Source organism: Variovorax sp. FW305-3-2-15-B-LB1 (genome assembly GCF_058787635.1).
Window position 1 is genome coordinate 124,321 of sequence record NZ_JBYSZY010000011.1, and the last position, 20,699, is coordinate 145,019.

General features: G+C 70.1%; 21 protein-coding genes. 6 read left to right on the forward strand and 15 right to left on the reverse strand.

Annotation, left to right across the window (positions count from 1 at the left end; translation table 11 throughout):
* Positions 1–188: 188 nt before the first annotated feature.
* Together AC3WQR_RS09860 and serB are read left to right on the forward strand one after the other, a co-directional pair.
* The gene (locus AC3WQR_RS09860) at positions 189–1,097 is read left to right on the forward strand and encodes a LysR substrate-binding domain-containing protein (protein ID WP_223301447.1); all 909 of its coding nucleotides are present in this window, start codon (positions 189–191) and stop codon (positions 1,095–1,097) included.
* Entirely contained in the window at positions 1,094–1,780 is a 687-nt protein-coding gene (gene serB / locus AC3WQR_RS09865) for a phosphoserine phosphatase SerB (protein ID WP_492741877.1), read from the forward strand. The genes AC3WQR_RS09860 and serB overlap by 4 nt, the downstream gene beginning before the upstream one ends.
* Here the strand turns inward: serB and recG are convergent.
* From recG to AC3WQR_RS09880, 3 genes are read right to left on the reverse strand one after another with little or no spacing between them, the layout of a single operon-like run.
* Positions 1,770–3,878 (reverse strand): ATP-dependent DNA helicase RecG, encoded by a 2,109-nt coding sequence (gene recG, locus AC3WQR_RS09870; RefSeq protein WP_492741878.1) that lies wholly within the window; start codon positions 3,876–3,878, stop codon positions 1,770–1,772. The genes serB and recG overlap by 11 nt on opposite strands.
* 11 nt (positions 3,879–3,889) lie before the next feature.
* Complete coding sequence (locus AC3WQR_RS09875) at positions 3,890–5,380, reverse strand: TIGR01777 family oxidoreductase (protein ID WP_492741879.1); 1,491 nt, start codon at positions 5,378–5,380, stop codon at positions 3,890–3,892.
* Positions 5,377–6,054 (reverse strand): DUF4166 domain-containing protein, encoded by a 678-nt coding sequence (locus AC3WQR_RS09880; protein ID WP_492741880.1) that lies wholly within the window; start codon positions 6,052–6,054, stop codon positions 5,377–5,379. Before AC3WQR_RS09880 ends, AC3WQR_RS09875 begins: the two co-directional genes overlap by 4 nt.
* A 125-nt stretch (positions 6,055–6,179) precedes the next feature.
* On the opposite strand from AC3WQR_RS09880, the gene queA reads away from it, so the two are divergent.
* Together queA and tgt are read left to right on the forward strand one after the other, a co-directional pair.
* Entirely contained in the window at positions 6,180–7,223 is a 1,044-nt protein-coding gene (gene queA, locus AC3WQR_RS09885) for a tRNA preQ1(34) S-adenosylmethionine ribosyltransferase-isomerase QueA (protein WP_095747235.1), read from the forward strand.
* A gap of 8 nt (positions 7,224–7,231) precedes the next feature.
* A complete protein-coding gene (tgt, locus tag AC3WQR_RS09890) occupies positions 7,232–8,404 on the forward strand; it encodes a tRNA guanosine(34) transglycosylase Tgt (protein ID WP_492741881.1) in 1,173 nt (390 codons plus the stop codon).
* Here the strand turns inward: tgt and AC3WQR_RS09895 are convergent.
* Complete coding sequence (locus AC3WQR_RS09895; RefSeq protein ID WP_492741882.1) at positions 8,401–8,781, reverse strand: hypothetical protein; 381 nt, start codon at positions 8,779–8,781, stop codon at positions 8,401–8,403. The genes tgt and AC3WQR_RS09895 overlap by 4 nt on opposite strands.
* A gap of 135 nt (positions 8,782–8,916) precedes the next feature.
* Here AC3WQR_RS09895 and AC3WQR_RS09900 point away from each other — a divergent pair, with 135 nt between their 5' ends.
* Complete coding sequence (locus AC3WQR_RS09900) at positions 8,917–9,699, forward strand: SDR family NAD(P)-dependent oxidoreductase (RefSeq protein ID WP_492741883.1); 783 nt, start codon at positions 8,917–8,919, stop codon at positions 9,697–9,699.
* Positions 9,700–9,770: 71 nt separating this feature from the next.
* On the opposite strand, the gene AC3WQR_RS09905 is transcribed toward AC3WQR_RS09900, so the two are convergent.
* The 6 genes from AC3WQR_RS09905 to AC3WQR_RS09930 form a co-directional block, all read right to left on the reverse strand.
* Positions 9,771–10,148, reverse strand: coding sequence for a DUF3597 domain-containing protein (locus AC3WQR_RS09905; protein ID WP_015867813.1), 378 nt, complete (start codon positions 10,146–10,148; stop codon positions 9,771–9,773).
* 91 nt (positions 10,149–10,239) lie between these two features.
* Positions 10,240–11,340, reverse strand: coding sequence for a serine endopeptidase (locus AC3WQR_RS09910; RefSeq protein WP_492741884.1), 1,101 nt, complete (start codon positions 11,338–11,340; stop codon positions 10,240–10,242).
* A 205-nt stretch (positions 11,341–11,545) separates the two neighbouring features.
* Complete coding sequence (locus AC3WQR_RS09915) at positions 11,546–12,346, reverse strand: DUF2145 domain-containing protein (protein ID WP_489062787.1); 801 nt, start codon at positions 12,344–12,346, stop codon at positions 11,546–11,548.
* Positions 12,343–12,789 (reverse strand): hypothetical protein, encoded by a 447-nt coding sequence (locus AC3WQR_RS09920; protein ID WP_062477469.1) that lies wholly within the window; start codon positions 12,787–12,789, stop codon positions 12,343–12,345. The genes AC3WQR_RS09915 and AC3WQR_RS09920 overlap by 4 nt, the downstream gene beginning before the upstream one ends.
* 210 nt (positions 12,790–12,999) lie before the next feature.
* Complete coding sequence (locus tag AC3WQR_RS09925; RefSeq protein ID WP_492741885.1) at positions 13,000–14,955, reverse strand: MFS transporter; 1,956 nt, start codon at positions 14,953–14,955, stop codon at positions 13,000–13,002.
* A gap of 63 nt (positions 14,956–15,018) precedes the next feature.
* Positions 15,019–15,876, reverse strand: coding sequence for a hypothetical protein (locus AC3WQR_RS09930; RefSeq protein ID WP_095747243.1), 858 nt, complete (start codon positions 15,874–15,876; stop codon positions 15,019–15,021).
* Between the two features lie 138 nt (positions 15,877–16,014).
* Here AC3WQR_RS09930 and AC3WQR_RS09935 point away from each other — a divergent pair, with 138 nt between their 5' ends.
* Positions 16,015–16,749 carry a helix-turn-helix domain-containing protein gene (locus AC3WQR_RS09935; protein WP_062477478.1) on the forward strand — a complete coding sequence of 245 codons (735 nt, stop codon included), beginning with the start codon at positions 16,015–16,017 and terminating at the stop codon, positions 16,747–16,749.
* A 7-nt stretch (positions 16,750–16,756) separates the two neighbouring features.
* Here AC3WQR_RS09935 and pyrF read toward each other — a convergent pair whose 3' ends face one another.
* From pyrF to AC3WQR_RS09960, 5 genes are read right to left on the reverse strand one after another with little or no spacing between them, the layout of a single operon-like run.
* Positions 16,757–17,581 (reverse strand): orotidine-5'-phosphate decarboxylase, encoded by an 825-nt coding sequence (pyrF, locus tag AC3WQR_RS09940; protein WP_062477481.1) that lies wholly within the window; start codon positions 17,579–17,581, stop codon positions 16,757–16,759.
* Between the two features lie 33 nt (positions 17,582–17,614).
* Positions 17,615–18,448 carry a uracil-DNA glycosylase family protein gene (locus tag AC3WQR_RS09945; protein ID WP_492741887.1) on the reverse strand — a complete coding sequence of 278 codons (834 nt, stop codon included), beginning with the start codon at positions 18,446–18,448 and terminating at the stop codon, positions 17,615–17,617.
* On the reverse strand, positions 18,445–18,987 hold the full coding sequence (rimI, locus tag AC3WQR_RS09950) for a ribosomal protein S18-alanine N-acetyltransferase (RefSeq protein WP_062483095.1): 543 nt from the start codon (positions 18,985–18,987) through the stop codon (positions 18,445–18,447). Before rimI ends, AC3WQR_RS09945 begins: the two co-directional genes overlap by 4 nt.
* On the reverse strand, positions 18,984–19,694 hold the full coding sequence (gene tsaB, locus AC3WQR_RS09955; RefSeq protein WP_492741889.1) for a tRNA (adenosine(37)-N6)-threonylcarbamoyltransferase complex dimerization subunit type 1 TsaB: 711 nt from the start codon (positions 19,692–19,694) through the stop codon (positions 18,984–18,986). The genes rimI and tsaB overlap by 4 nt, the downstream gene beginning before the upstream one ends.
* Positions 19,687–20,658 carry a DMT family transporter gene (locus tag AC3WQR_RS09960; protein ID WP_492741894.1) on the reverse strand — a complete coding sequence of 324 codons (972 nt, stop codon included), beginning with the start codon at positions 20,656–20,658 and terminating at the stop codon, positions 19,687–19,689. Before AC3WQR_RS09960 ends, tsaB begins: the two co-directional genes overlap by 8 nt.
* Positions 20,659–20,699: the final 41 nt, after the last annotated feature.

Sequence of the window (20,699 nt, forward strand, 5' to 3'; positions counted from 1 at the left end):
CAGGGTGGAAGGAAGCGCGATGCTAGGTGCGCCCTCCACACGCCACCAGCCGTATTTTTTAAGGCGGCCGGTTAGTTTTTCTGCAGGCTTCCCGGTCTACGATGCGCGCCGGCCTCCAACCCCGGGCGGCACGCAACCGAACACGAAAAGAACATGAGGAAGACAAGCCCGCTCGCCAAGGTACGCATGTGGTGACCCGACGCCTCCCCCCTTTGAAGGCGCTGCGCGCCTTCGAAGCGGCGGCGCGCCATGCCAACTTCACCGCGGCCGCCGACGAACTCAGCATCACGCACAGCGCCGTCAGCCAGCAGATCCGCCTGCTGGAGGACTACCTGGGCCAGCCGCTGTTCGCGCGCGAGGCCCGCGGCGCGACGCTGCTGCCGCATGCGCGCGACTACTTCGCCGAGGTGCAGGCCAGCCTGGACCGCATCGCCAGCGCCACGGCCGCGCTGAAGTCGCCCCACCAGCGCGCCAGCCTGCGCGTGTGCACCACGCCCTCGCTGGCGATGAAGTGGCTCATCCCGCGGCTGGCCGGCTTCCAGGCCCTGGCGCCGCAGACCGACGTGCAGCTGTCGACCCTGGGCCGCCAGTTCTTCGACCAGGCCGAGGCCGGCAGCGACGTGCTGATCCGCCGCATTCCCATGCAACGCCCCGACCACACCTGCGTGCGCTGCCTGGACGACCACCTCGTGGCCGTGGCGTCGCCACGCTTCATCGAGCGCCACCGCATCGCCAGCATGGCCGACTGCCTGGGCCACCCGCTGCTGCAGGCCGCCGGCGAAGTGGAGAACTGGCCGCGCTGGTTCGAGCTGGCCGGCGTGCGCGTGCCGCCCCAGCTGCCCGGCCCCGTGTTCGACCACCAGTTCCTGTGCATGCAGGCCGCCATGAACGACCTGGGGCTCGCGCTGGCGCCCTGGTGCCTGCTCGAGGAAGACATCCGCGCCGACCGGCTGCGCCTGGTGTTTCCCGAACCGCGCCTGCCGGCTTCGGGCGTCTACGCGCTGTACCGCACCGAAGGGCCGGTGGCCGCGCTGGCACGGCAGTTCGTCGACTGGCTCGGCACGCAGCACTGGAACGCGGGCAGCCCCACCCCATGACCACCACGCTCACTCTTCCTTCCCTGCGGCTGTCGGACTTCAAGCTGATCGCCTTCGACATGGACTCGACGCTGATCGACATCGAGACGGTCGACGAGATCGCCGACATCGCGGGCTGCGGCCCCGAGGTCGCGGCCATCACCGAGGCCACGATGCGCGGCGAGATCACCGACTACAAGGACAGCCTGCGCCGGCGCGTGGCCCTGCTGCGCGGCGTGCCGCTGTCGGCGCTGCAGGCCGTGTACGACCAGCGCCTGCACCTGAACCCCGGCGCCGAGACGCTGATCGCCGCGTGCAAGCAGACCGGCCTGCGCGTCGTGCTGCTGAGCGGCGGCTTCACCTTCTTCACCGACCGCCTGCGCGAGCGGCTGCAGCTGGACGACACGCGCTCCAACGTGCTCGAGATCGAAGACGGCCGGCTCACCGGGCGCATGCTGCCCCAGCCCTGGGGCGACATCTGCGACGGCGAGGCCAAGAAGGACAAGCTGCTCGAATGCTGCCGCGCGATCGGCATCCCGCCGGCCCGGGCCATCGCCGTGGGCGACGGCGCGAACGACCTGCCGATGATGCGCGTGGCCGGGCTGTCGGTGGCCTACCACGCCAAGCCGATGGTGCGCGAAGCCGCCATGCTGGCGATCGACGAGGGCGGGCTCGATCGGCTGCTGGGTCTGCTCAGGCCTTGAGGTATTCGGCCTTCGTGCCGAGCCAGCGATCGATGTGGCGCTGCGCCAGCTCGGGGTGCTTCTGCAGCATCACCGGCGCGAGCTCGCGCGCCCAGTCGAGCAACAGCGTGTCGGTCGCGAGGTCGGCAAAGCGCAGCAGCGGTGCGCCCGACTGGCGTGCGCCGAGGAACTCGCCGGGGCCGCGGATCTCCAGGTCGCGCCGCGCGATCTCGAAACCGTCGCCGGTCTCGGCCATCGCCTTGAGCCGCGCGCGCGCCGCTTCGCCGACGCGCCCGCTGTCGCCCGGCGCATAGAGCAGCACGCAGGCCGAGGCCGCCGCGCCGCGCCCCACGCGCCCGCGCAGCTGGTGCAGCTGTGAGAGGCCGAAGCGCTCGGCATGCTCGATCACCATCAGCGAGGCGTTGGGCACGTCCACGCCCACCTCGATCACCGTGGTGCTCACGAGCACCTGGATTTCGTTCGCGGTGAAGGCGGCCATCACCGCCTGCTTCTCCGCCGTGGGCATGCGCGAATGCAGCAGGCCGACCTGGATGTGTTCGCCCAGCGTGCCGGCGAGTTCGTCGCGCGTCTCGGTGGCGTTGCGCAGGTCGACCGCCTCGCTCTCCTCGATCAGCGGGCAGACCCAGTAGACCTGCCGGCCCTGTGAAATCTGCGCCTGGATGCGGTCGATGACCTCGTCGCGCCGGTGGTCGGCCACCAGCTTGGTGACGATGGGCGTGCGGCCGGGCGGCAGCTCGTCGAGCGTGGACACGTCGAGGTCGGCGTAATAGCTCATCGCCAGCGTGCGCGGGATCGGGGTGGCGCTCATCATCAGCAAGTGGGGCTCGAGGTCACCGCCCGCCTTGCCACGCAGGGCCAGGCGCTGCGCGACGCCGAAGCGATGCTGCTCGTCGATGATGGCCAGCGCCAGGTTCTTGAAGCGCACCTTCTCCGAGATGACCGCATGCGTGCCGATGACCAGCGCGGCCTCGCCGCTTTCGACGGCGGCCGACATCTCGTCGCGTTCCTTCTTCTTCTGGCTGCCCGTGAGCCAGGCCACGCGCAGACCGCGCTCGGCCAGCAACGGATCGAGCCAGCCGACCAGCTTGCCGAAGTGCTGGGCCGCGAGGATTTCGGTGGGCGCCATCAGCGCGCACTGGAAGCCCGCGTCGATGCAGCGCGCCGCGGCCAGTGCCGCGACCACGGTCTTGCCCGAGCCCACGTCGCCCTGCAGCAGGCGGTGCATCGGAATCTGGCGATGCAGGTCGGCCGTGATCTCCTCGCCCACGCGCTGCTGCGCGCCGGTGAGGCCGAAGGGCAGCACGGCGAGCAACTGCGCATGCAGCGAGCTCGCCGCCGCGTCGGTGGACGCAGGCAGCACCGGCGCACGCTGCGCCGCGCGCTCCAGCCGCGCCTGCAGCTGCGAGAGCTGCTGCGCCAGCAGCTCTTCGGCCTTGATGCGCTGCCACGCCGGGTGGCTGTGGTCTTCGAGCGCGGCGATCGACACGTCGGGCGTCGGGTAGTGCAGGAAGCTCAGCGCGCTGCGCAGGTCCCACGCGCCGCGCAGGCCGATCTGCACTGGAATGGTCTCGTCGAGCAGCGCGCGCGCCAGGCCCGAGCGCACCTCGCGCCGCAGCACCGGCTGCGCGAGCCCGGCCACGGTCGAGTACACCGGCGTGAGCGCGTTGGGCAGCGCCGTACCGGCCGCCTTGACGGTCGGGTGCATGATCTGCCGCCCCACGAAACCGCCGCGCATCTCGCCGCGCACGCGCACCTTGGCGCCCACCGCGAGCTGCTTCTGCTGCGACGGATAGAAGTTGAAGAAACGCAGCTGGCAGGTGTCGCTGCCGTCGTCGATGGTGGCGATGAGCTGGCGGCGCGGGCGGAACACCACCTCGCACTCGGTGACCACGCCCTCGACCTGCGCCATGTCGCCGTCGCGCGTGTCGGCCAGGCGCACGATGCGCGTCTCGTCCTCGTAGCGCATCGGCAGGTAGAGCGCGAAGTCGATGTCGCGCACGAGGCCGAGCTTGCGCAGCGCGCGCTGCACGAGGCTCAGGCCGGTGCCGGGCGGTGACGCCGGCGCGGCGGGGGGAGTCGGTTCTTTCTTGGCGGGCACGGACAAGGCTTCTAGCGTGGACGGCAAAGGTCCGTCAAGGCGCTGCGGGCATCGGGGAACATGAACTGGAAGCCGGTGCGCAGCAGCTGCGCCGGCACCACGCGCTGGCCTTCGAGCAGCAGGTCGGCCTGCTCGCTGAGCAGCAGCTTCACGGGCGCGGCGGGCGTGGGCATCCAGCAGGGGCGGTGCAGCACGCCGGCGGCGACGCGGGTGAAGGCCTCCTGGCTCACTGCACCCGGTGCGGTGACGTTGAAGGCCTGCGCGGCGACAGGGTCGGTGGCGGACTCCGTCATCGTCCACACATGCGCGATGGCGCGGATCAGGTCGTGCACATGCACCCACGACAGCCACTGCCGCCCGCTGCCCAGGCGACCGCCCATGCCCAGCTGCACCGGCATCAGCAGCTGCGGCAGCGAGCCCTGGTGACCCAGCACGAAGCCGAAGCGCAGGCAGGCCACGCGAACGCCGTGCGCCACGGCCGCGTGCGCGGCCTGCTCCCAGCGCTGGCACAGCGTCGACATGAAGATGTCCTGCGGCGGCGCGTCTTCGGCGAGCTCGGTGGCGTCGCCCTGCGGCTGCACGCCGTAGTAGCCGATGGCCGAGCCCGAGAGCAGCAGCCACGGCTTGCGCGGGCGCGTGGCGATCCACGCGACGAGCTGTTGCGTCAGGCCTTCGCGGCTTTGCAGCAGCTGCTGCTGGCGCCTTGCGCTCCAGCGCTGGCCGAGGATGCGTGCACCCGCGAGATTGACGACCACGTCGATGGCGTCGGCGGCGGGAATCTGGTCGAGCGACTGCACGCAGCGCACCGCGCCGCCAAAGCCCCAGGCGGCGGCGCGCGCGTCGCGCGTCCACACCGTCACCGCATGGCCGTCGTCCAGCAGGTGGCGCACGAGGATCTGGCCGATGAAGCCGGTGCCGCCCGTCACCAGCACCTGCTGCGGCGTCGTGCCGAAATGCACCGGGGCCTCGACGGCGCGCACCTGCGCCTGCTTCTGCTGTTTGAACAAGGCGCGCGCCGCGAAGCCGTCGCGCAGGCCCGAGATACCGACACCCACGCCGCACAACGCCAGGAAGGCGCTGAGCCAGCCGTGCGGCTGCCACACCATCGCCGTCGGTTGCGCTGCCCAGCCGACCGCGCTCATCGCCAGCAGCGCGATGAACGCGCCGGCGTTGATGGCCAGCACTGTGTGCGTCACGCGCTCGGTGGGCGGCAGCAGGCGGCTGCCGTCTTCGACCACGAAGTCCCACAGCGTGAGCACGATCTCGACGCCGAACACCACGAGCAGCACCCACGCCCACGCGCCGTGCCAGGCCCATGCCGACAGGCCGAGGAACAGCGCGCAATAAATCGACGAGCGCGTGGCGTGGATCGCCAGCTCGCGCCCCGCCGTGCCGCGGCGCGGCAGCGCCTCGGTGCCTTCGTGGTGGTAGAGCGTGTCGAAGGCGCCCAGCGCGCCTTGCGCCGCCATGAGCTGCAGGGCCAGCAGGTGCGTGTCGATCATGCGGACACCGCCTGCGGCTCCGGCACTTCCTCGAACACGCCGACCTGCGTGAAGGTGGTGCCCATGAGGCAGTGGCGGATCTCGATGCGGATGTTGAAGCGCTCGGGCGTCTCGTTGTGGTGCCAGAGAAAAGTCTTCCCCGGCGTGAACACGCCCGGCAGCGGAATGCGCCAGCCGAACACCTCCCAGAAATAGCCGTCGCTCTGGAAATGCAGGCTGCCGTTGGGCTCCACGCTCAGCACCAGCTTCATGCCCAGCCCCATGCCGACGTACTCCAGCACCTCGCCGCGCTCGCTCTCGCGCATGAAGCTGGTGAACTGGATGGGCTTGCGGTCGTGCAGGCGGTAGATGCGCTGCTTGTAGATGGCCGGGTCCTCGGGCCGGGCGTAGACCTGGATCTCGACCGGGAAGTGGCTGTCGCTGTAGGGGATCAGCGCGCCCTGGATCATCGGCTGCGTGAGGTGCCCCAGCAGCTTGCCGAAGCGCGAGCAGCGCAGCTCGCTGAGCGCGCCCAGGTAGTGCAGCGCCTTGCCCGGCAGGGGGTTCTTGTCGAAGCGCCGGCGGATGTCGGGGTGCAGCCCCGTCCAGGCGCCGCCCAGGATCTTCTTGAAGAGCTCGCCTTCGGAAGGAGGGGCGGGGGCTGGCGTGACACGCACGACGGAAGAATCGACCATGCGTCGATTCTGCCTCGGCAACCCCCGGCGGCGCCCGTGATTCCGGGCCATGGGACAATCGCCGCTCTCCGCCTTTTTCTCTTCCCATGCCTCCTTGGCACGGGCCCGTCCGGCCCTCAAGCACCATGCGCGCCTTCACGCTTTCCGATTTCGATTTCCATCTGCCGCCCGAGCTGGTGGCACAACACCCGGCCACCGAACGCACCGCCTCCCGTCTGCTCGACGGTACAGGCCCCGCCCCGGCCGACCGCATCTTCAAGGAACTGCCCTCGCTGCTGCGCGCGGGCGACCTGCTGGTCTTCAACGACACGCGCGTGGTCAAGGCGCGCCTGTTCGGCGAGAAGCCGACCGGCGGCAAGCTCGAGCTGCTGGTCGAGCGCGTGCTGCAGGGCCACGAGGTGGTCGCGCACATGAAGGTCAGCAAGAAGCCGCCCGTGGGCACCACGCTCGAGATGGTGGGCGGCTTTCGCGCCACGCTGCTGGGCCGCTGGCCCGAGGAAGACGGCGCGCTGTTCCGCTTCGGCTTCGAGAGCGACGCCGGCGAAGACCCGTATGCGCTGATGCAGCGCTGCGGCCACGTGCCGCTGCCGCCCTACATCACGCACACCGACTCGGCCGACGACGAAAGCCGCTACCAGACCGTGTTCGCGCGCGTGCCCGGCGCCGTGGCCGCGCCCACAGCCGCATTGCACTTCGACGAAGGCCTGCTGGCCGAACTCGAAGCGCGCGGCGTGCAGCGCGCCAACGTCACGCTGCACGTGGGCGCCGGCACCTTCCAGCCGGTCAAGACCGAGAACATCGCCGAACACACGATGCACGCCGAGCGCTACGAAGTGCCCGAGGCCACGCAGCGCGCCATTGCCGAATGCAAGGCACGCGGCGGGCGCGTGGTCGCGGTGGGCACGACCACCGTGCGCACGCTCGAGTCGTGGGCCAAGAGCGGCGAGGCCACGGGCGACACGCGCATCTTCATCACGCCGGGCTTTGCCTTCGCGCACGTCGACGTGCTGGTGACCAACTTCCATTTGCCCAAGAGCACGCTGATGATGCTGGTCTCGGCCTTCGCGGGCTACGAGCGCGTGATGGCGCTGTACGCCCACGCCATCGCCAACGGCTACCGCTTCTTCAGCTACGGCGACGCCATGCTGCTCGCACGCACCCAGGACTGAACGACATCATGCTGAACTTCGAACTCCTCAAGACCGACCCCGACAGCCACGCGCGCCGCGCCACGCTCACGCTCAACCACGGCAAGGTCCAGACGCCGATCTTCATGCCCGTGGGCACCTACGGCACCGTCAAGGGCGTGATGCCGCGCAGCCTCGAGGAGATGGGCGCGCAGATCATCCTGGGCAACACCTTTCACCTGTGGATGCGCCCGGGCCTGGACGTCATGGCGAGCTTCGGCGGGCTGCACCAGTTCGAGAAATGGGACAAGCCCATCCTCACCGACTCGGGCGGCTTCCAGGTGTGGTCGCTGGGCGCGATGCGCAAGATCAGCGAAGAAGGCGTGAAGTTCGCGTCGCCCGTCAACGGCGACAAGCTGTTCCTCACGCCCGAGGTCTCGATGCAGATCCAGACCATCCTGAACAGCGACATCGTGATGCAGTTCGACGAGTGCACGCCCTACGACACCAAGGGCCACATCACGACCGAGGCCGAGGCGCGCGTCTCGATGGAGCTGAGCCTGCGCTGGGCCAAGCGCTGCCAGGCGGAGTTCACGCGCCTTTCGAACCCGAACGCGCTGTTCGGCATCGTGCAGGGCGGCATGTTCGAGAACCTGCGCGAGGAGTCGCTGGCGGCGCTGGTCGACATGGACTTCCCCGGCTACGCCATCGGCGGCGTGAGCGTGGGCGAGCCCAAGGAAGAGATGCTGCACATCATGGGCCACACGCCGCACCGGCTGCCCGCGAACAAGCCGCGCTACCTGATGGGCGTGGGCACGCCCGAGGACCTGGTGCAGGGCGTGGCCGACGGCGTGGACATGTTCGACTGCGTGATGCCCACGCGCAATGCGCGCAACGGCACGATGTTCACGCGCTTCGGCGACCTGAAGATGCGCAACGCGCGCCACAAGAGCGACCCGCAGCCGGTCGACCCCAGCTGCACCTGCCACGCCTGCGCTGGCACCTCGGGCGTGAGCTGGAACGACGGCGGGCGCGAAGGCTTCAGCCGCGCCTACCTGCACCACCTGGACCGCTGCGGCGAAATGCTCGGGCCGATGCTGTGCACGATCCACAACCTGCACTACTACCTGAACCTGATGACGGAGATCCGCGAGGCGCTCGACGCGGGCACCTTCACGGCGTTCCGCGCGCAATTCAAGGCCGACCGCGCACGCGGCGTCTAGGGCTTCACGGCGCCCGGCGGCTGGATGGTCAGCGGCGTCGCGTAGGGTTCGATGCGCAGCAGCTCGTTCCTGAAGACCACGACCTGCCTGAGCGGCGCCTGCACCAGCGCCCCGCTCGCGTCCTTGTGCGAGGCGTATTGCCAGAGCGTGAGCTGACCCTTCTCGGCCAGCATGGCGGCAAGCCGCTGCACGGGCGGCGCCGCGCCGGCGCCCAGCTGGGCCGCCTCGATGCCCACCACGATGTCGTCGCGCGGCGAGACCACCTTGAAGAGCAGCACGGGCGCAGGTGCCTGCGCCTGCGCGCGGACGTGCCGCGCCGCGAAGGCGGCCGGAAGCAGCGCGAGACAGAAGACGAAGCGGCGGTTGAAGGAGCTCATGGGCTGAAGCGTATGCCTGCCACGGCGCCCTGCCCACAGGCCGGAAGCCATACGCCGGGTGGAGGCCCGGCCGGCACCAGGGACGCCGTCATCCGGTACGCTTGCCCTGTCTTCACTGCGGTTGCCCTGCCCCTCATGACCAACGCCTCCCCACCCACGGCCTATACCGCCCGCTACCCCTCGCTGGCCGATCGCACCGTGTTCATCTCGGGCGGCGCCAGCGGCATCGGCGAATCGCTGGTGCGGGCCTTCCACGCGCAGGGTGCGAAGGTCGGCTTCTGCGACCTCGACACCGCCGCCGGCGATGCGCTCGCCGCGCAGCTGCAGAGCGCGCACCCCGCGCTGTTCGTGCCCTGCGACGTGACCGACACGGCCGCGCTCGCTGCCGCCATCGACGCGGTGCGCCAGCGCTTCGGGCCGGTGTCGGTGCTGCTGAACAACGCGGCCAACGACCGGCGCCACGAGATGGCCGACGTGACCAGCGACGACTTCGACCGCCTCGTGGCCGTCAACCTCAAGCACCAGTTCTTTGCCGCGCAGGCCGTGGCCGACGACATGCGCGCGCTGGGCGGCGGCTCGATCGTCAACTTCGGCTCGATCAGCTGGCTCATGAAGGGCCGCGGCTACCCGGTCTACCAGGCCTGCAAGGCGGGCGTGAACGGCCTCACGCGCTCGCTGGCGCGCGACCTGGGCAAGCAGAACATCCGGGTCAACACGATCATGCCGGGCTGGGTGATGACCGAGCGGCAGATCAAGCTGTGGGTGAAGCCCGAATCCGCCGCGGAGATCGATGCGGCGCAGTGCCTGCCGGGCCGCGTGATGGCGGAGGACATTGCGGCGATGGCGCTGTTCCTCGCGGCCGACGATTCGCGCATGTGCACCGCGCAGGACTACGTGGTGGATGCGGGCTGGACCTGAAGCGCTTCACCGGTCGCCCCAAAGAAAAAGCCCGGCATGCCGGGCTTTTTGCTGCGTGGGTGGCGGGACGATCAGTCGCGCAGTTCGGCCGGCAGCGTGCCGCCATTGGCGGCGATGCGAGTCATCACCTGCTTGTGCAGGCCGATGTTCCATTCGGCCGAACCCGGTTCGCCGTTGCTGTAGAGGATTTCGCTGGCCAGTTCCTTGCGCGCGGCGAGGCTGCTGTCCAGGCCCAGCAACTTGAGCAGGTCGACGATCGAGGTGCGCCAGTTCAGGCCGGCGGCACCCGGCATCGCGTCCAGGACGGCGGGCACGTCGCCCAGCGGGATCGCGGGCGGCGGTGCGACAGCGGCCGGTGCGCCGGGTGCAGCCGCCGGCGGTGCGGCGACGACTTCAGCGGCGTTGGCCGACGGGAAAATCTTGGAAAAAATCTTGCCGAAAATGCTCATGGGTGTGCTCCGTCAATGTGAATGGGAAAACCCGCGGCACGGCGTTGCGTGACGCAGCCCGGGGTTGTAGCACGACCGTGCGGCGCTTTCGCTACGTGGCCGGCTGAACCGGCGCGCCCGGCGTGACCGATTGCGCAGTGCCGGTCACAGGTGTATGCGCAGCGGCCGAGGTTCCGCAAGCGTGGCAGAACTTGGAGAACGCGCTCTTGCGCGTGCTGCAGTGGCCGCAGTGGTCGAACAGGCCGATGCCGCAGTGCGGGCAGAAGTCGATCTCGTTGTTCTTCAGGTCGACCGGCCGCTCGCAGCCGGGGCACACGCTCTTGGCCAGCCGAGCCAGCGCGGTGTCGTAGCTCAGCTCTTCGCGGCGCACCTGGTCGGGCTGCTGCTCGGCGAGCTTCTGGCGCGCCAGGTAGCGGTTGAGCGCAACGATGGCATAGCGCCCCACCAGCACCGTGAGCACGATGCCCACCACGTAGCGCACGTAGCCGCCGTAGCTCGGCAGGTAGGGCACCAGCTCGACGAAGAAGGCGAAGAGCGCGAAGAAGATGAAGCCCCACACGAAGGGCCAGTAGGTGCTCTTGCGCTTCTTCACGAACAGCCAGCCGGCCACCAGCAGCAGCGGCAGGGTCAGCGCGAGCCGGTAGCCGAACACGCGCAGTTCGACGCGGCGGTACTCGGCGTCCAGGCGCTGTTGCGCGTCGTGCTCCAGCACGCCCAATGCCGCGCGCGCACGCTGCTCGGCCTGGCGCGCGTCGAGCGCGATCTGGCGCTGGGCGTCGGCCTTGCGCTGCGCCGCGTCTTCCTTCTGCTTGAAGGCGTCGAGCGCCTTGGTGCGCGCGATGAGCTCGGTGTCCTGGTCGGGCTGCGCGGTGGCGCGGCGCGTGGCGATCCAGTTGCCGAAGGTCTCGCGCGCGTTGGCGCTGGCCTGCTGCGCGGTGTTGAGTTGCAGCTGCGCCTGGTCGAGGTCGCGCGCGGCCTGCAGCTCGGCGGCCTCCGAGGCCTTGATGGTGGCGCGCAGCGGCTCGGCCGCGGGCTTGTCGATGAAGTCGTCGAGCACGCGCACGCGCTCGACCTGCGGCAGGTCGCCCACGATCGTGCTGCCCAGCCCGATCAGGAAGCTCGCGAACACGAACGCCACCAGCCACAGGCCGCGGCGGAACCACTTCTCGGACAGGCGCAGGGATTTGCTCATGGTCTTTCCTTCGTTCTTTCTTTTCTTCGTTGCGTCGCTTCGCTCAGAAGGTGTGAATGAATCCGGCGTGGCCGAGCAGCCCGCCCAGGCGCGCCCCATCAAGGCGCAAAGCGCAGCCATAGCTCGGGCTATGGCGAGCATTTGCAACGCCGAGGGGGCGTGTCTGGGCGGGATGAGCGGACATGGCGGGTTCGTTCACACCTTCTCAGAGCTTGAGTGTGACCGGCGCCGCGCCTAAGCCCGCACGCGGCAGCCAGGCGAACACCGAGTCGACGGTCACGGTCTCGATGCGGTCCGAGAACCGCTTCTCGTTCGGATGATCGTCGAACGCGATGTTGGCCGAGCCCACGCGCCCGCCCAGGCGGGTCAGCGGGCCGAGGTTCAGCGTGGTGGGCTCGTAGCCCTTGAACTGCAGCCAGGCCTGCGCCTGCGCGCGGGTGCCGATGGTGGCAGGTTCCATCGCGGCGGCCAGGGTCTCGATGGCCCACTGGTTCGACTGCTGGTACTTCTGGCCCCAGGCGTAGCTCACGATGCTGTAGGGCGCCACGTTCAGGCGCACGAGGCGCGCATCGGGCTCGCGCAGCGCGGCCATCAGCTGCGCCTGCACTGCCGGCGTGGGCACGGACCAGGCGGCCTCGTAGCGCCACAGGTCGTCGAGGAAGAACTCGCCCAGCCCCTGCCGGTAGACCGCGGCCACCGCGGTGCCGCAGTGGTTGAGCTTGTGCACCACGCGCCACGGGCCCTCGTCGGTCTTGTAGGCGATGCCCAGGTGCGAATAGCGCAGGCCGTACTTGCTCAGGTCCTGTCCGGCGCGCGCCAGGATGACCACGCGCGCACCGCTCGCATCGAGCTGCTGCGAGGTGCGCTCGGCCAGCTGCATGCCCTTGACGATGAGCGCCGGCGTCGGCCTGACCTGTTCGCACGAGCGGCCGGCGTTCGCCTGCAAGGGCAGCACCGCTGCGACGGTGAACGCCAGCAGCAGCGCGGGGCGCGAGGCGGGTTTCACGACAGTCTTTCGTTGTGAAGCAGTGCGCGGCCGACCGCGTTGGGCACGAAGGCCAGCACCTCGCCAGCAGCCGAGAGCACGACGCCGGTGCCGATCACGCTGACGACCACGGCCGTGCCGGCGGCCGCCGACACGCCACGGGTGGCGCGCCCCATCACCTTGACGCTGGCGCGGGCGCCGTCCGAGGCGCGTTCGAGCAGGTAGACGGTGCCGTCGACCGAGGCCTCGACCGCGATCACGGTGAGCACCGAGCCGCCCACCGACAGCGCCGCGGGCACGGCGACCACCGCAGTGGCCGAGGCACCGACGACCGACGCAGCACCGACCACCGAGGCCACGGGCAGCAGCGACAGCGCGGCCGAGGCCTCGCTCTGGGCCCGTGCGGGCAGCGGCGTCGCGACACCCGCGAACGCGGCGCAGGCGGCAAAGGCCAGGGCGGCCATCGAGCGCACCAGGGCGGTCTTGCGCGAAGCCGGCAGGCCGCGCTGGATGATCGAAACGGTGGAGGATGAGAGGGGTTGCATGAAGGCCTCGCGGCGCAGTGAAGGTGAGCGAATGATGGTTCGCCTTCATGCCGCGGGGCTCGAATACTTCAACCAGTTGCGATCCTGGCGTCCCGCAGTATCCCGAAGAGATACTTTGGGGTGCACGCCTCAGGAGGCCAGCAGGCCGGCCACGCGCTGGCGCAGCGTCTCGGGCTGCACCTCCTGCGGCGCCACGGGGTGCCCCACGCGCAGGCCCACGCGGCTGAAGAGGCCGCGGCGGAAGGGCTTGGCCATGGCGACCTGCTGGCCGCCGCGCAGCTCGATGCGGCTGAAGTACGAGCCCCAGAGGTTGGTCAGCGCCATCGGGACCACGGGCGGTTCGATGCCTTCGGCGCGCGCGCCCTCGAGGATCTTCATCACGCCGCCCTTAAAGGGCTGCAGCTCGCCGTCGCGCGTGATCGCGCCTTCGGGGAAGATGCCCAGCAGGTCGCCTTCGCGCAGCACGCCGATGGCCTTGGCGAAGGCCGCCTCGTACGCGGCCGGGTCTTCCTTCTGCGGTGCGATCGGAATGGCCTTGGCCAGCTTGAACAGCCAGCCGAGCACCGGCACCTTGAAGATGCGGTGGTCCATGATGAAACGGATCGGGCGCGGGCTCGCGGCCATCAGCAGCACCGCGTCGATGAAGCTCACGTGGTTGCACACCAGCACGGCAGCGCCCTCGGTGGGAATGTGCTGGTCGTCCTTGATGTCGAAGCGGTACACGAAGCGCGACAGCACCCAGGCCACGAAGCGCAGCAGGTACTCGGGCACCAGCATGAAGATGTAGAACGCCACCACCGCGTTGGCGATGCCGGTGAACAGGAAGATCTGCGGAATGGTGAAGCCCGCGCCCAGCAGCGCACCGGCCAGCACCGAGCTGCCGATCATGAAGAGCGCGTTCAGGATGTTGTTCGCCGCGATGATCCGCGCGCGGTGCGTGGGCTGGCTGCGCAGCTGGATCAGCGCGTACATCGGCACGCTGTACAGGCCCGCGAAGAGCGACAGCAGCCCCAGGTCGGCCATCACGCGCCAGTGCGCCGGCTGCTGCATGAAGGCGCCCAGGCCCATGCCCGTCACCGGGGGCAGCGCGCGCGAGGCAAAGTACAGGTCGATGGCGAACACGCTCATGCCGATGGCGCCCAGCGGCACCAGGCCGATCTCCACCTGCCGGCGGCTCAGCGTCTCGCACAGCAGCGAGCCCACGCCGATGCCCACCGAGAACACCACCAGCAGCAGCGAGGCCACCTGCTCGTCGCCGTGCAGCACTTCCTTCGCGAAGCTCGGGAACTGGCTCAGGAACACCGCGCCGAAGAACCACATCCACGAAATGCCCAGCAGCGAGCGGAACACCACGATGTTCTCGCGCGCCAGCATCAGGTTGCGCCAGGTTTCGCTGAAGGGGTTCCAGTTGATCGACAGGCCCGGGTCGGTGGCCGGCGCGGGCGGAATGGCCTGCGCCACGCCGCGCCCCACCAGCGCCAGCAGCAGGCAGGCCACGGCCACCGTGGTGTGGCCGATCTGCGGCATCGCCACCAGCAGCCCGCCCGCCACCTGGCCCAGCAGGATGGCGACGAAGGTGCCCATCTCGACCATGCCGTTGCCGCCCGTGAGCTCGCGCGAATCGAGCACCTGCGGCAGGTAGGCGAACTTGACCGGCCCGAACAGCGTGGAGTGCAGCCCCATGAGGAACACGCAGCCCAGCAGCACCACCGCGTCGGCGCGCACGAAACCCCAGGCGGCGATCAGCATGATCGCGATCTCGAGGTTCTTGACGAAGCGGATCATCTTCGTCTTGTCGAACTTGTCGGTCAGCTGCCCGGCCGTGGCCGAGAACAGCAGGAAAGGCAGGATGAACAGCGCGCCGATCACCAGCCCCGCCATCGCCGGCGGCATCCAGCTCAGTTGCAGCTGGTAGGTCACCATGACGGTGAAGGCGAACTTGAAGAGGTTGTCGTTCGCGGCCCCCGCGAACTGGGTCCAGAAGAAGGGCGCGAAGCGCCGCTGGCCGAGCAGGGCGAACTGGTTCGCGTGGGCGTTGGGCTCATGCACCACGGGCGCGGGCGCGGCGGCGGCGGGGGTTGTCATGCGATGCAATCTCCTCTTTGTCTTCTACCGCTGCGCCACGGGCGTTCCAGTGGCCAAGCCGCGTCATGCCGCGATGGCGGCTGGGTCGGGATTGTGCCGCAGCAGCGTCGCGCGCCAGCCCTTTTCAAGGCGGTACAGCGCCATCAGCACGGGCAGGCCGGCCAGCGACGCCACCAGGTGCTTGAGGGTGTGGCCCGACACGAGGTGGCCGGTGGCTTCGTAGATGGCGTGATCGCCCAGTTCGAAGGCCTTGGCCACCACATAGAACGCGATCACCCAGCCCAGCTTGAGCCCGACAGCGCCGCGCATCGGCGTGGCCAGCGCCAGCGTGAGCACCACCGCCATGCCGCCGAACTGCACCAGCGCCCAGGGCAGCACGTTGCCGGTTTCCTGGCAGACCTCGGCCGCCAGCAGGCCGGCCGTGAGCACGAACCAGGCGGCCGGCCAGCCGGCGCGCTGGCTGACGCGCTCGCAGACGGCGATGCCGATCAGGCCCGCGAAGGCCACGGCCATGCCGGCGCGGTCGGCGGCGAGGCGGGGCGCGTCGGGCATCAGGTGATAGAAGGCCGAGCCGGCGGCGGTGGCGATCAGGCCGGCGAAGAACAGCCAGGCGCAGTCCAGCGTGTTGTCGGGCGGGTCGTTGGCGGGCGGCGCCAGCGGAAACCCGGCCAGCGCCTCCTGGTGCGAGCGGTCGATGCGGTTGAGCCGGTACAGCCCCAGGCAGCCGATGGCCAGGAACGGCAGGTTGCTCAGCACGTCCATCGCGTTGGGCAGGTGGAACAGCGGCCGGTTGTCGGCGAACACGGAGGCAATCGCCACGTCGGCGGCCGGCAGCGCCGGGCCGAAGAAGGCGATCAGCAAGAGCAGCGCGAAGGTGAACAACAGTCCGCGTTCGCGGCGTGTCAGGGTGGGCAGAAGCATGGCGTTCCTCGGTGGGGTGGTGGCTGGCGGGTGGAATCTAGTTGCCAGCCCTTCCCCAGGCATCGAGAATCGATACGAGGCACTATTTCACTCCCTTCGGTATCCTTTTTCTATACCTTCAACCCGTACCCTCCCTTCATGAGCACCACCGTCGATCTGGTCCAGGCCCTCAAGAACGAACTCAAAAGCGCCCGCATGACGTATGCCGACCTGGCCCGGTCGCTGGACATGGCGGAGTCCAGCGTCAAGCGCATGCTGGCCAAGAGCGACATGCCGCTGTCGCGCGTCGATGCGATCTGCCGCGCCCTGAAGATCGATTTCGCCGAGCTGGCGCGGCGCGTGGCCGACGCCCAGCCGCTGCTGAAGGAGCTGACCCACGAGCAGGAAAAGGCCGTGGTCAAGGACAAGAAGCTGCTGCTGGTGGCGATCAGCGTGCTGAGCCAGTGGACGCTGGAGCAGATCGTGTCGTCGTACCGGATCACCGAGGCCGAGTGCATCGGCTGCCTGGCGCAGCTGGACCGCATCGGCATCATCGAGCTGCGCCCGCTCAACCGGTACCGCCTGAAGCTCGCCAAGACCTTCCGCTGGCGCCCGCACGGCCCGGTGATGGAGTTCTTCCGCGAGAACGTGGTGCTCGACTACTACAAGGGCGGCTTCGACGGCCCGGCCGAAGGGCTGCTGCTGGTGCACGGCTCGATCAGCCGGTCGCTCGCGCCTGCCTTCATGGAGCGGCTGCAGCGCGTGGCGCAAGACTTTGCGCAGCAGCACCAGACCGACCAGAAGCTGTCGGCCAAGGACCGCGAGGGCTACACCCTGCTGCTTGGCATGCGCAACTGGGAATTCGAGCTCTTCACCCGCCTGCGGCGGAACTGAAGGCCCGTCAGGGCTTCGCTGCTTCCAATGCGTCGCGCGTGGTGCGCGCGGCGTTCTTCGCGGCGTCGGCGAAGTCTTCGCCCGACGAGGCGTAGATGATGGCCCGCGACGAGTTCACGATGATCGGCGCGTCGGCGCGCCAGCCGGCGCGCACGGTGGCGACCGCGTCGCCGCCCTGGGCACCGACGCCCGGGATCAGCAGCGGCACCGTCGGCGCGAGTTCGCGCACGCGCTCGATCTCGGCCGGGTAGGTCGCGCCCACCACGAGGCCGAGCTGGCCGTTGAGGTTCCACGGGCCCTGCGCCAGGCGGGCGACGTGCTCGTACAGGAAGGGCTGGCCCTCGACGCTGGCCAGGCGCTGGCCCTGCAGGTCGGAACCGCCGGGGTTGCTGGTGCGGCACAGCAGGAAGGCGCCCTTGCCTTCGTACTGGAGATACGGCGCGACCGAGTCGAAGCCCATGAAGGGCGACAGGGTCACGGCGTCGGCGCCGTAGCGCTCGAAGGCTTCGAGCGCGTACTGCTCGGCGGTGGAACCGATGTCGCCGCGCTTGGCGTCCAGGATGGTGGGCACATGGGGCGCGTTGCGGCGCATGTGCTCCATCAGGCGTTCGAGCTGGTCTTCGGCGCGGTGGGCCGCGAAGTAGGCGATCTGGGGCTTGAAGGCGATGACCAGGTCGGCCGTCGCGTCGACGATGCGCGCGCAGAAGTCATAGATGCGGCTGGCGTCGCCCTTGTACGCCCCCGGGAATTTGGCTGGCTCCGGGTCGAGGCCCACGCAGAGCAACGAACCGTTGGTTTGCTGTGCAGCGGCCAGCTTGTCGAGGAAAGTCATGGGGCCCGATTTTACGGACCCCGCCCGCCGGTCTCAGGCGGTGGGGGTGGCCTGCTGCGCCGCCAGGCACAGGTCGGCCCAGGCGCGGGCCTTGTCGGCCGGGTTGCGCAGCAGGTAGGCGGGGTGGTACGTCGCCACGACGGGCACGCCGTTCGCCGACGCCAGCGGCACGGCGCGACCGCGCAGCTTGCCCAGCGGATCGCGGCTTTGCATCAGGCTCTGCGCGGCCAGCGGGCCCATCGCCAGCACGACGCTGGGCGCCAGCGCCGCCGCGTGGGCGTCGAAGGCGGCGTCGATCGGCTGCGGGCTGCCGGGCTGGCCGGCGGCCACGCCGCGGTGCGTGCGCATCAGGTGCACGGGCGTGCGGCCGTCGTGCAGTTTCAGCGCGCGCAGCATGTTGTCGAGCAGGCGGCCGGCGTCGCCCGCGAAGGGCTCGCCGTGGCGGCCGTCGGCCTCGGGGGGCATGTCGGCCACGACCAGCCAGCCGCCCTGCACCGGCGCCGCGGCGTCGGCCTTGTCGGCGTACAGGCGGCAGGGGGCTTCGACCAGCACGGCGGCGCCTTGCGCGACGGGCGGCGCTGCCACGGGACGCGGCGCCGGCGCGGCCACGGGGCGGGCGACAGGCGCCGGGGCCGGGCGTGGCGGAGGCGGTGCGTCATACGACTGGTCGCGCTCGTCGAGCTCCAACGGCGGGCCTTCGGGCATGTCGGGCATGCCGGAATCAGCGGCCACGGGGGCCTCCGGCTCGGCTTCGACTTCGATCTCGGGTTCCGGCGGCACAGGCCACCAGACCTTCACGCCCATCTCGTCGAGCATGGCGCGCTGGCGCGCGTCCAGGCGCAGGGTGTGGACCGCGGTGTCCGTCATCGCAAAGCTCCCCAGGCGGAGCCTGTTTCGTTGAGGCGCATGCTCATGACGACCGCGTCTTCGCGCTTGCCGTCGAACGCCGGGTAGTAGCCCTTGCGCACGCCGACGCTGCGAAAGCCTTGCCGCAGGTAGATGTCGAGCGCACGCCGGTTGCTTTCGCGCACCTCGAGCCACAGCCACAGCGCGCCCTCGCCGCGCGACCAGCCGGCCAGCGCCTCGAGCATGAGCGGCGCCCAGCCCTGGCGCTGGAAGGCCGGCGCCACGGTGATGTTGAGCAGGTGCACCTCGTCCACGCCCTTCATGGCGACGAAGTAGCCGATCAGCGTTTCGCCCAGGCTCGTGCAGGGCGACTCGACACCCGGCGCCACGCCGGGCGCCAGCAGGCACTGGCAGTGGTAGCCCACGGCCATCGAATCGGTGAAGTTGGCGCGCGTCCAGGGGTGCGTGTAGGCCGTCTGCTCGACCGCGCACACGGCATCGATCCGCTCGACGGTGAGCGGTTCAAGACGGGCTTCGACGGACTGGAGGACGGCGCTCATGCGGGGTTCGGCGGAACGGCGGCCGCCGCCTTGATGGCGGCGCGTTCCTCGGTGGTTTGCGCCACTTTATCGCGAACATACAGTGGCCAGGCCTGCGCGGCGGGCACGGTGCGTCCGGCCGCGAGCAGCGCGGGCGCCAGCCGCAGCATGGCGGCGGCCGTGGGCAGCACCTCGTGGCGGGCCGTGGCACTCGCCAGGCGCGGGCCGTAGGCGGTGAAGGCATTGCCGGCCAGCACCCAGCCGGCCGGCACCTCGAGCGCCTCGGGGGCCAGCAGCAGCGGCTCGGGGTCGCCGCCGAACGGGCCGGCGGTGGCGAAGTCGTAGTGCGCGGCGTAGAGCTGGTCCATGCGCGCATCGAGCACGGCCACCACGCGCTGCGCGCCGAAGGCATGGCGCGCCTCGTCGGCCACGGCCAGCAAGGTGTCGACCGGCAACAGCGGCACCTTGGCGCCGAAGGCCAGGCCCTGCGCCACCGAGCAGGCGGTGCGCAGGCCGGTGAAGGAGCCCGGGCCGCGTCCGAAGACGATGGCGTCGAGCTCGGCCAGCGCGAGCCCCGCGTCGGCGAGCAGCTCGCGGATCAGCGGCAGCAGCGTGCTCGACGCCTGCGCGCCGCCCACGCCGCTGTGCGCCAGCACGCGGTCGCCGTGGCGCACCGCGACCGACAGGTGCTCGGTGCTCGTGTCGAAGGCCAGCAGCTTGTCAGACATTCGGACGCCCCATTCCCGCCGGGCACGGCGTCGGGCAGACCGGCGCCACGCGCACGGCCGCCGCGCGCACGCCGAACAGGATGCCGGCCGTCACCAGCGCGAGGCCGGCGACCAGGCTCCAGTGCATCGGTTCGTCCAGCCACAGCACCGCGCCGAAGGCCGACAGGCCCGGCACCAGCGCCGTGATCATGGTGGTGCGCACGGGGCCGAAGTGCTGGATCATTTTGGTGAAGGTGATGCCCGAGATCACCACCGAGCCGACGCCCTGGAAGGCCATCTGGAACGCGACCTCGCCCCACGGCGCGCTGCCGATGTGGCTCACGACCGCGCCCGAGGCCACCAGCAGCGTGTAGACCGGCACATAGGTCATGAGCGCGAACACGGTGATGGCGATGGTCGCGCGCACGGCGTCCAGGCCGTGGCGGCGCGCCACCACGCTGTAGCAGGCCCAGCAGAAGGCGGCGCCCATGAACATCAGGTCGCCCTTCCAGACCTCGCCGCCCTCGAAGGCGTGCAGCAGGCTGCGCCCGCCGACCACGAGGTCGCCTGCGACGATCATCGCCAGGCCGATGGCGCGCGTGGGCGTGATGCGGTCGCGCAGCACCAGCGCGGCCAGCAGCGTGGTCCACAGCGGCAGGCTGCCGGGCATCAGCACGGCGGCATGGCCGGCCGGCGCAAAGAAGAAGCCGCTGTAGGCGATGAGCGCGTAGGCCACGCCGCCGAAGATGCCGGCGGTGGCCGTCACGCGCAGCGACAGCGGCGACAGGCCGAAGAACGAGGACACCGCGCCGCGGTGCTTGGTCGCCAGCCAGGCGCCCCAGGGCACCAGCACCAGGCTGGCGCCGCAGACGCGCGCAAAGGCGAGGTCGAAGGGCGTGAGCGAGCGCGCGGCCGAGGCGCGCGCGATGAGGATGAAGGCGGTCCAGACCACGACGGTGACCACGGCCGCACCGATGCCGAGCATGCGGGGAGACAGGAGGGGCGGGGAGGTCTGCGGGGGCGCGG

Bases quoted from the DNA above. Each gene is read 5' to 3' on its own strand.
- AC3WQR_RS09935 (WP_062477478.1), top strand. From the start codon at position 16,015: ATGAGCACCACCGTCGATCTGGTCCAGGCCCTCAAGAACGAACTCAAA.
- pyrF (WP_062477481.1), bottom strand. From the start codon at position 17,581: ATGACTTTCCTCGACAAGCTGGCCGCTGCACAGCAAACCAACGGTTCG.
- AC3WQR_RS09930 (WP_095747243.1), bottom strand. From the start codon at position 15,876: ATGCTTCTGCCCACCCTGACACGCCGCGAACGCGGACTGTTGTTCACC.
- AC3WQR_RS09905 (WP_015867813.1), bottom strand. From the start codon at position 10,148: ATGAGCATTTTCGGCAAGATTTTTTCCAAGATTTTCCCGTCGGCCAAC.
- AC3WQR_RS09895 (WP_492741882.1), bottom strand. From the start codon at position 8,781: ATGAGCTCCTTCAACCGCCGCTTCGTCTTCTGTCTCGCGCTGCTTCCG.
- AC3WQR_RS09880 (WP_492741880.1), bottom strand. From the start codon at position 6,054: ATGGTCGATTCTTCCGTCGTGCGTGTCACGCCAGCCCCCGCCCCTCCT.
- AC3WQR_RS09920 (WP_062477469.1), bottom strand. From the start codon at position 12,789: ATGGCCGCCCTGGCCTTTGCCGCCTGCGCCGCGTTCGCGGGTGTCGCG.
- rimI (WP_062483095.1), bottom strand. From the start codon at position 18,987: ATGAGCGCCGTCCTCCAGTCCGTCGAAGCCCGTCTTGAACCGCTCACC.
- AC3WQR_RS09945 (WP_492741887.1), bottom strand. From the start codon at position 18,448: ATGACGGACACCGCGGTCCACACCCTGCGCCTGGACGCGCGCCAGCGC.
- serB (WP_492741877.1), top strand. From the start codon at position 1,094: ATGACCACCACGCTCACTCTTCCTTCCCTGCGGCTGTCGGACTTCAAG.
- queA (WP_095747235.1), top strand. From the start codon at position 6,180: ATGCGCGCCTTCACGCTTTCCGATTTCGATTTCCATCTGCCGCCCGAG.
- AC3WQR_RS09925 (WP_492741885.1), bottom strand. From the start codon at position 14,955: ATGACAACCCCCGCCGCCGCCGCGCCCGCGCCCGTGGTGCATGAGCCC.
- AC3WQR_RS09875 (WP_492741879.1), bottom strand. From the start codon at position 5,380: ATGATCGACACGCACCTGCTGGCCCTGCAGCTCATGGCGGCGCAAGGC.
- tgt (WP_492741881.1), top strand. From the start codon at position 7,232: ATGCTGAACTTCGAACTCCTCAAGACCGACCCCGACAGCCACGCGCGC.
- tsaB (WP_492741889.1), bottom strand. From the start codon at position 19,694: ATGTCTGACAAGCTGCTGGCCTTCGACACGAGCACCGAGCACCTGTCG.
- AC3WQR_RS09960 (WP_492741894.1), bottom strand. From the start codon at position 20,658: ATGCTCGGCATCGGTGCGGCCGTGGTCACCGTCGTGGTCTGGACCGCC.
- AC3WQR_RS09910 (WP_492741884.1), bottom strand. From the start codon at position 11,340: ATGAGCAAATCCCTGCGCCTGTCCGAGAAGTGGTTCCGCCGCGGCCTG.
- AC3WQR_RS09900 (WP_492741883.1), top strand. From the start codon at position 8,917: ATGACCAACGCCTCCCCACCCACGGCCTATACCGCCCGCTACCCCTCG.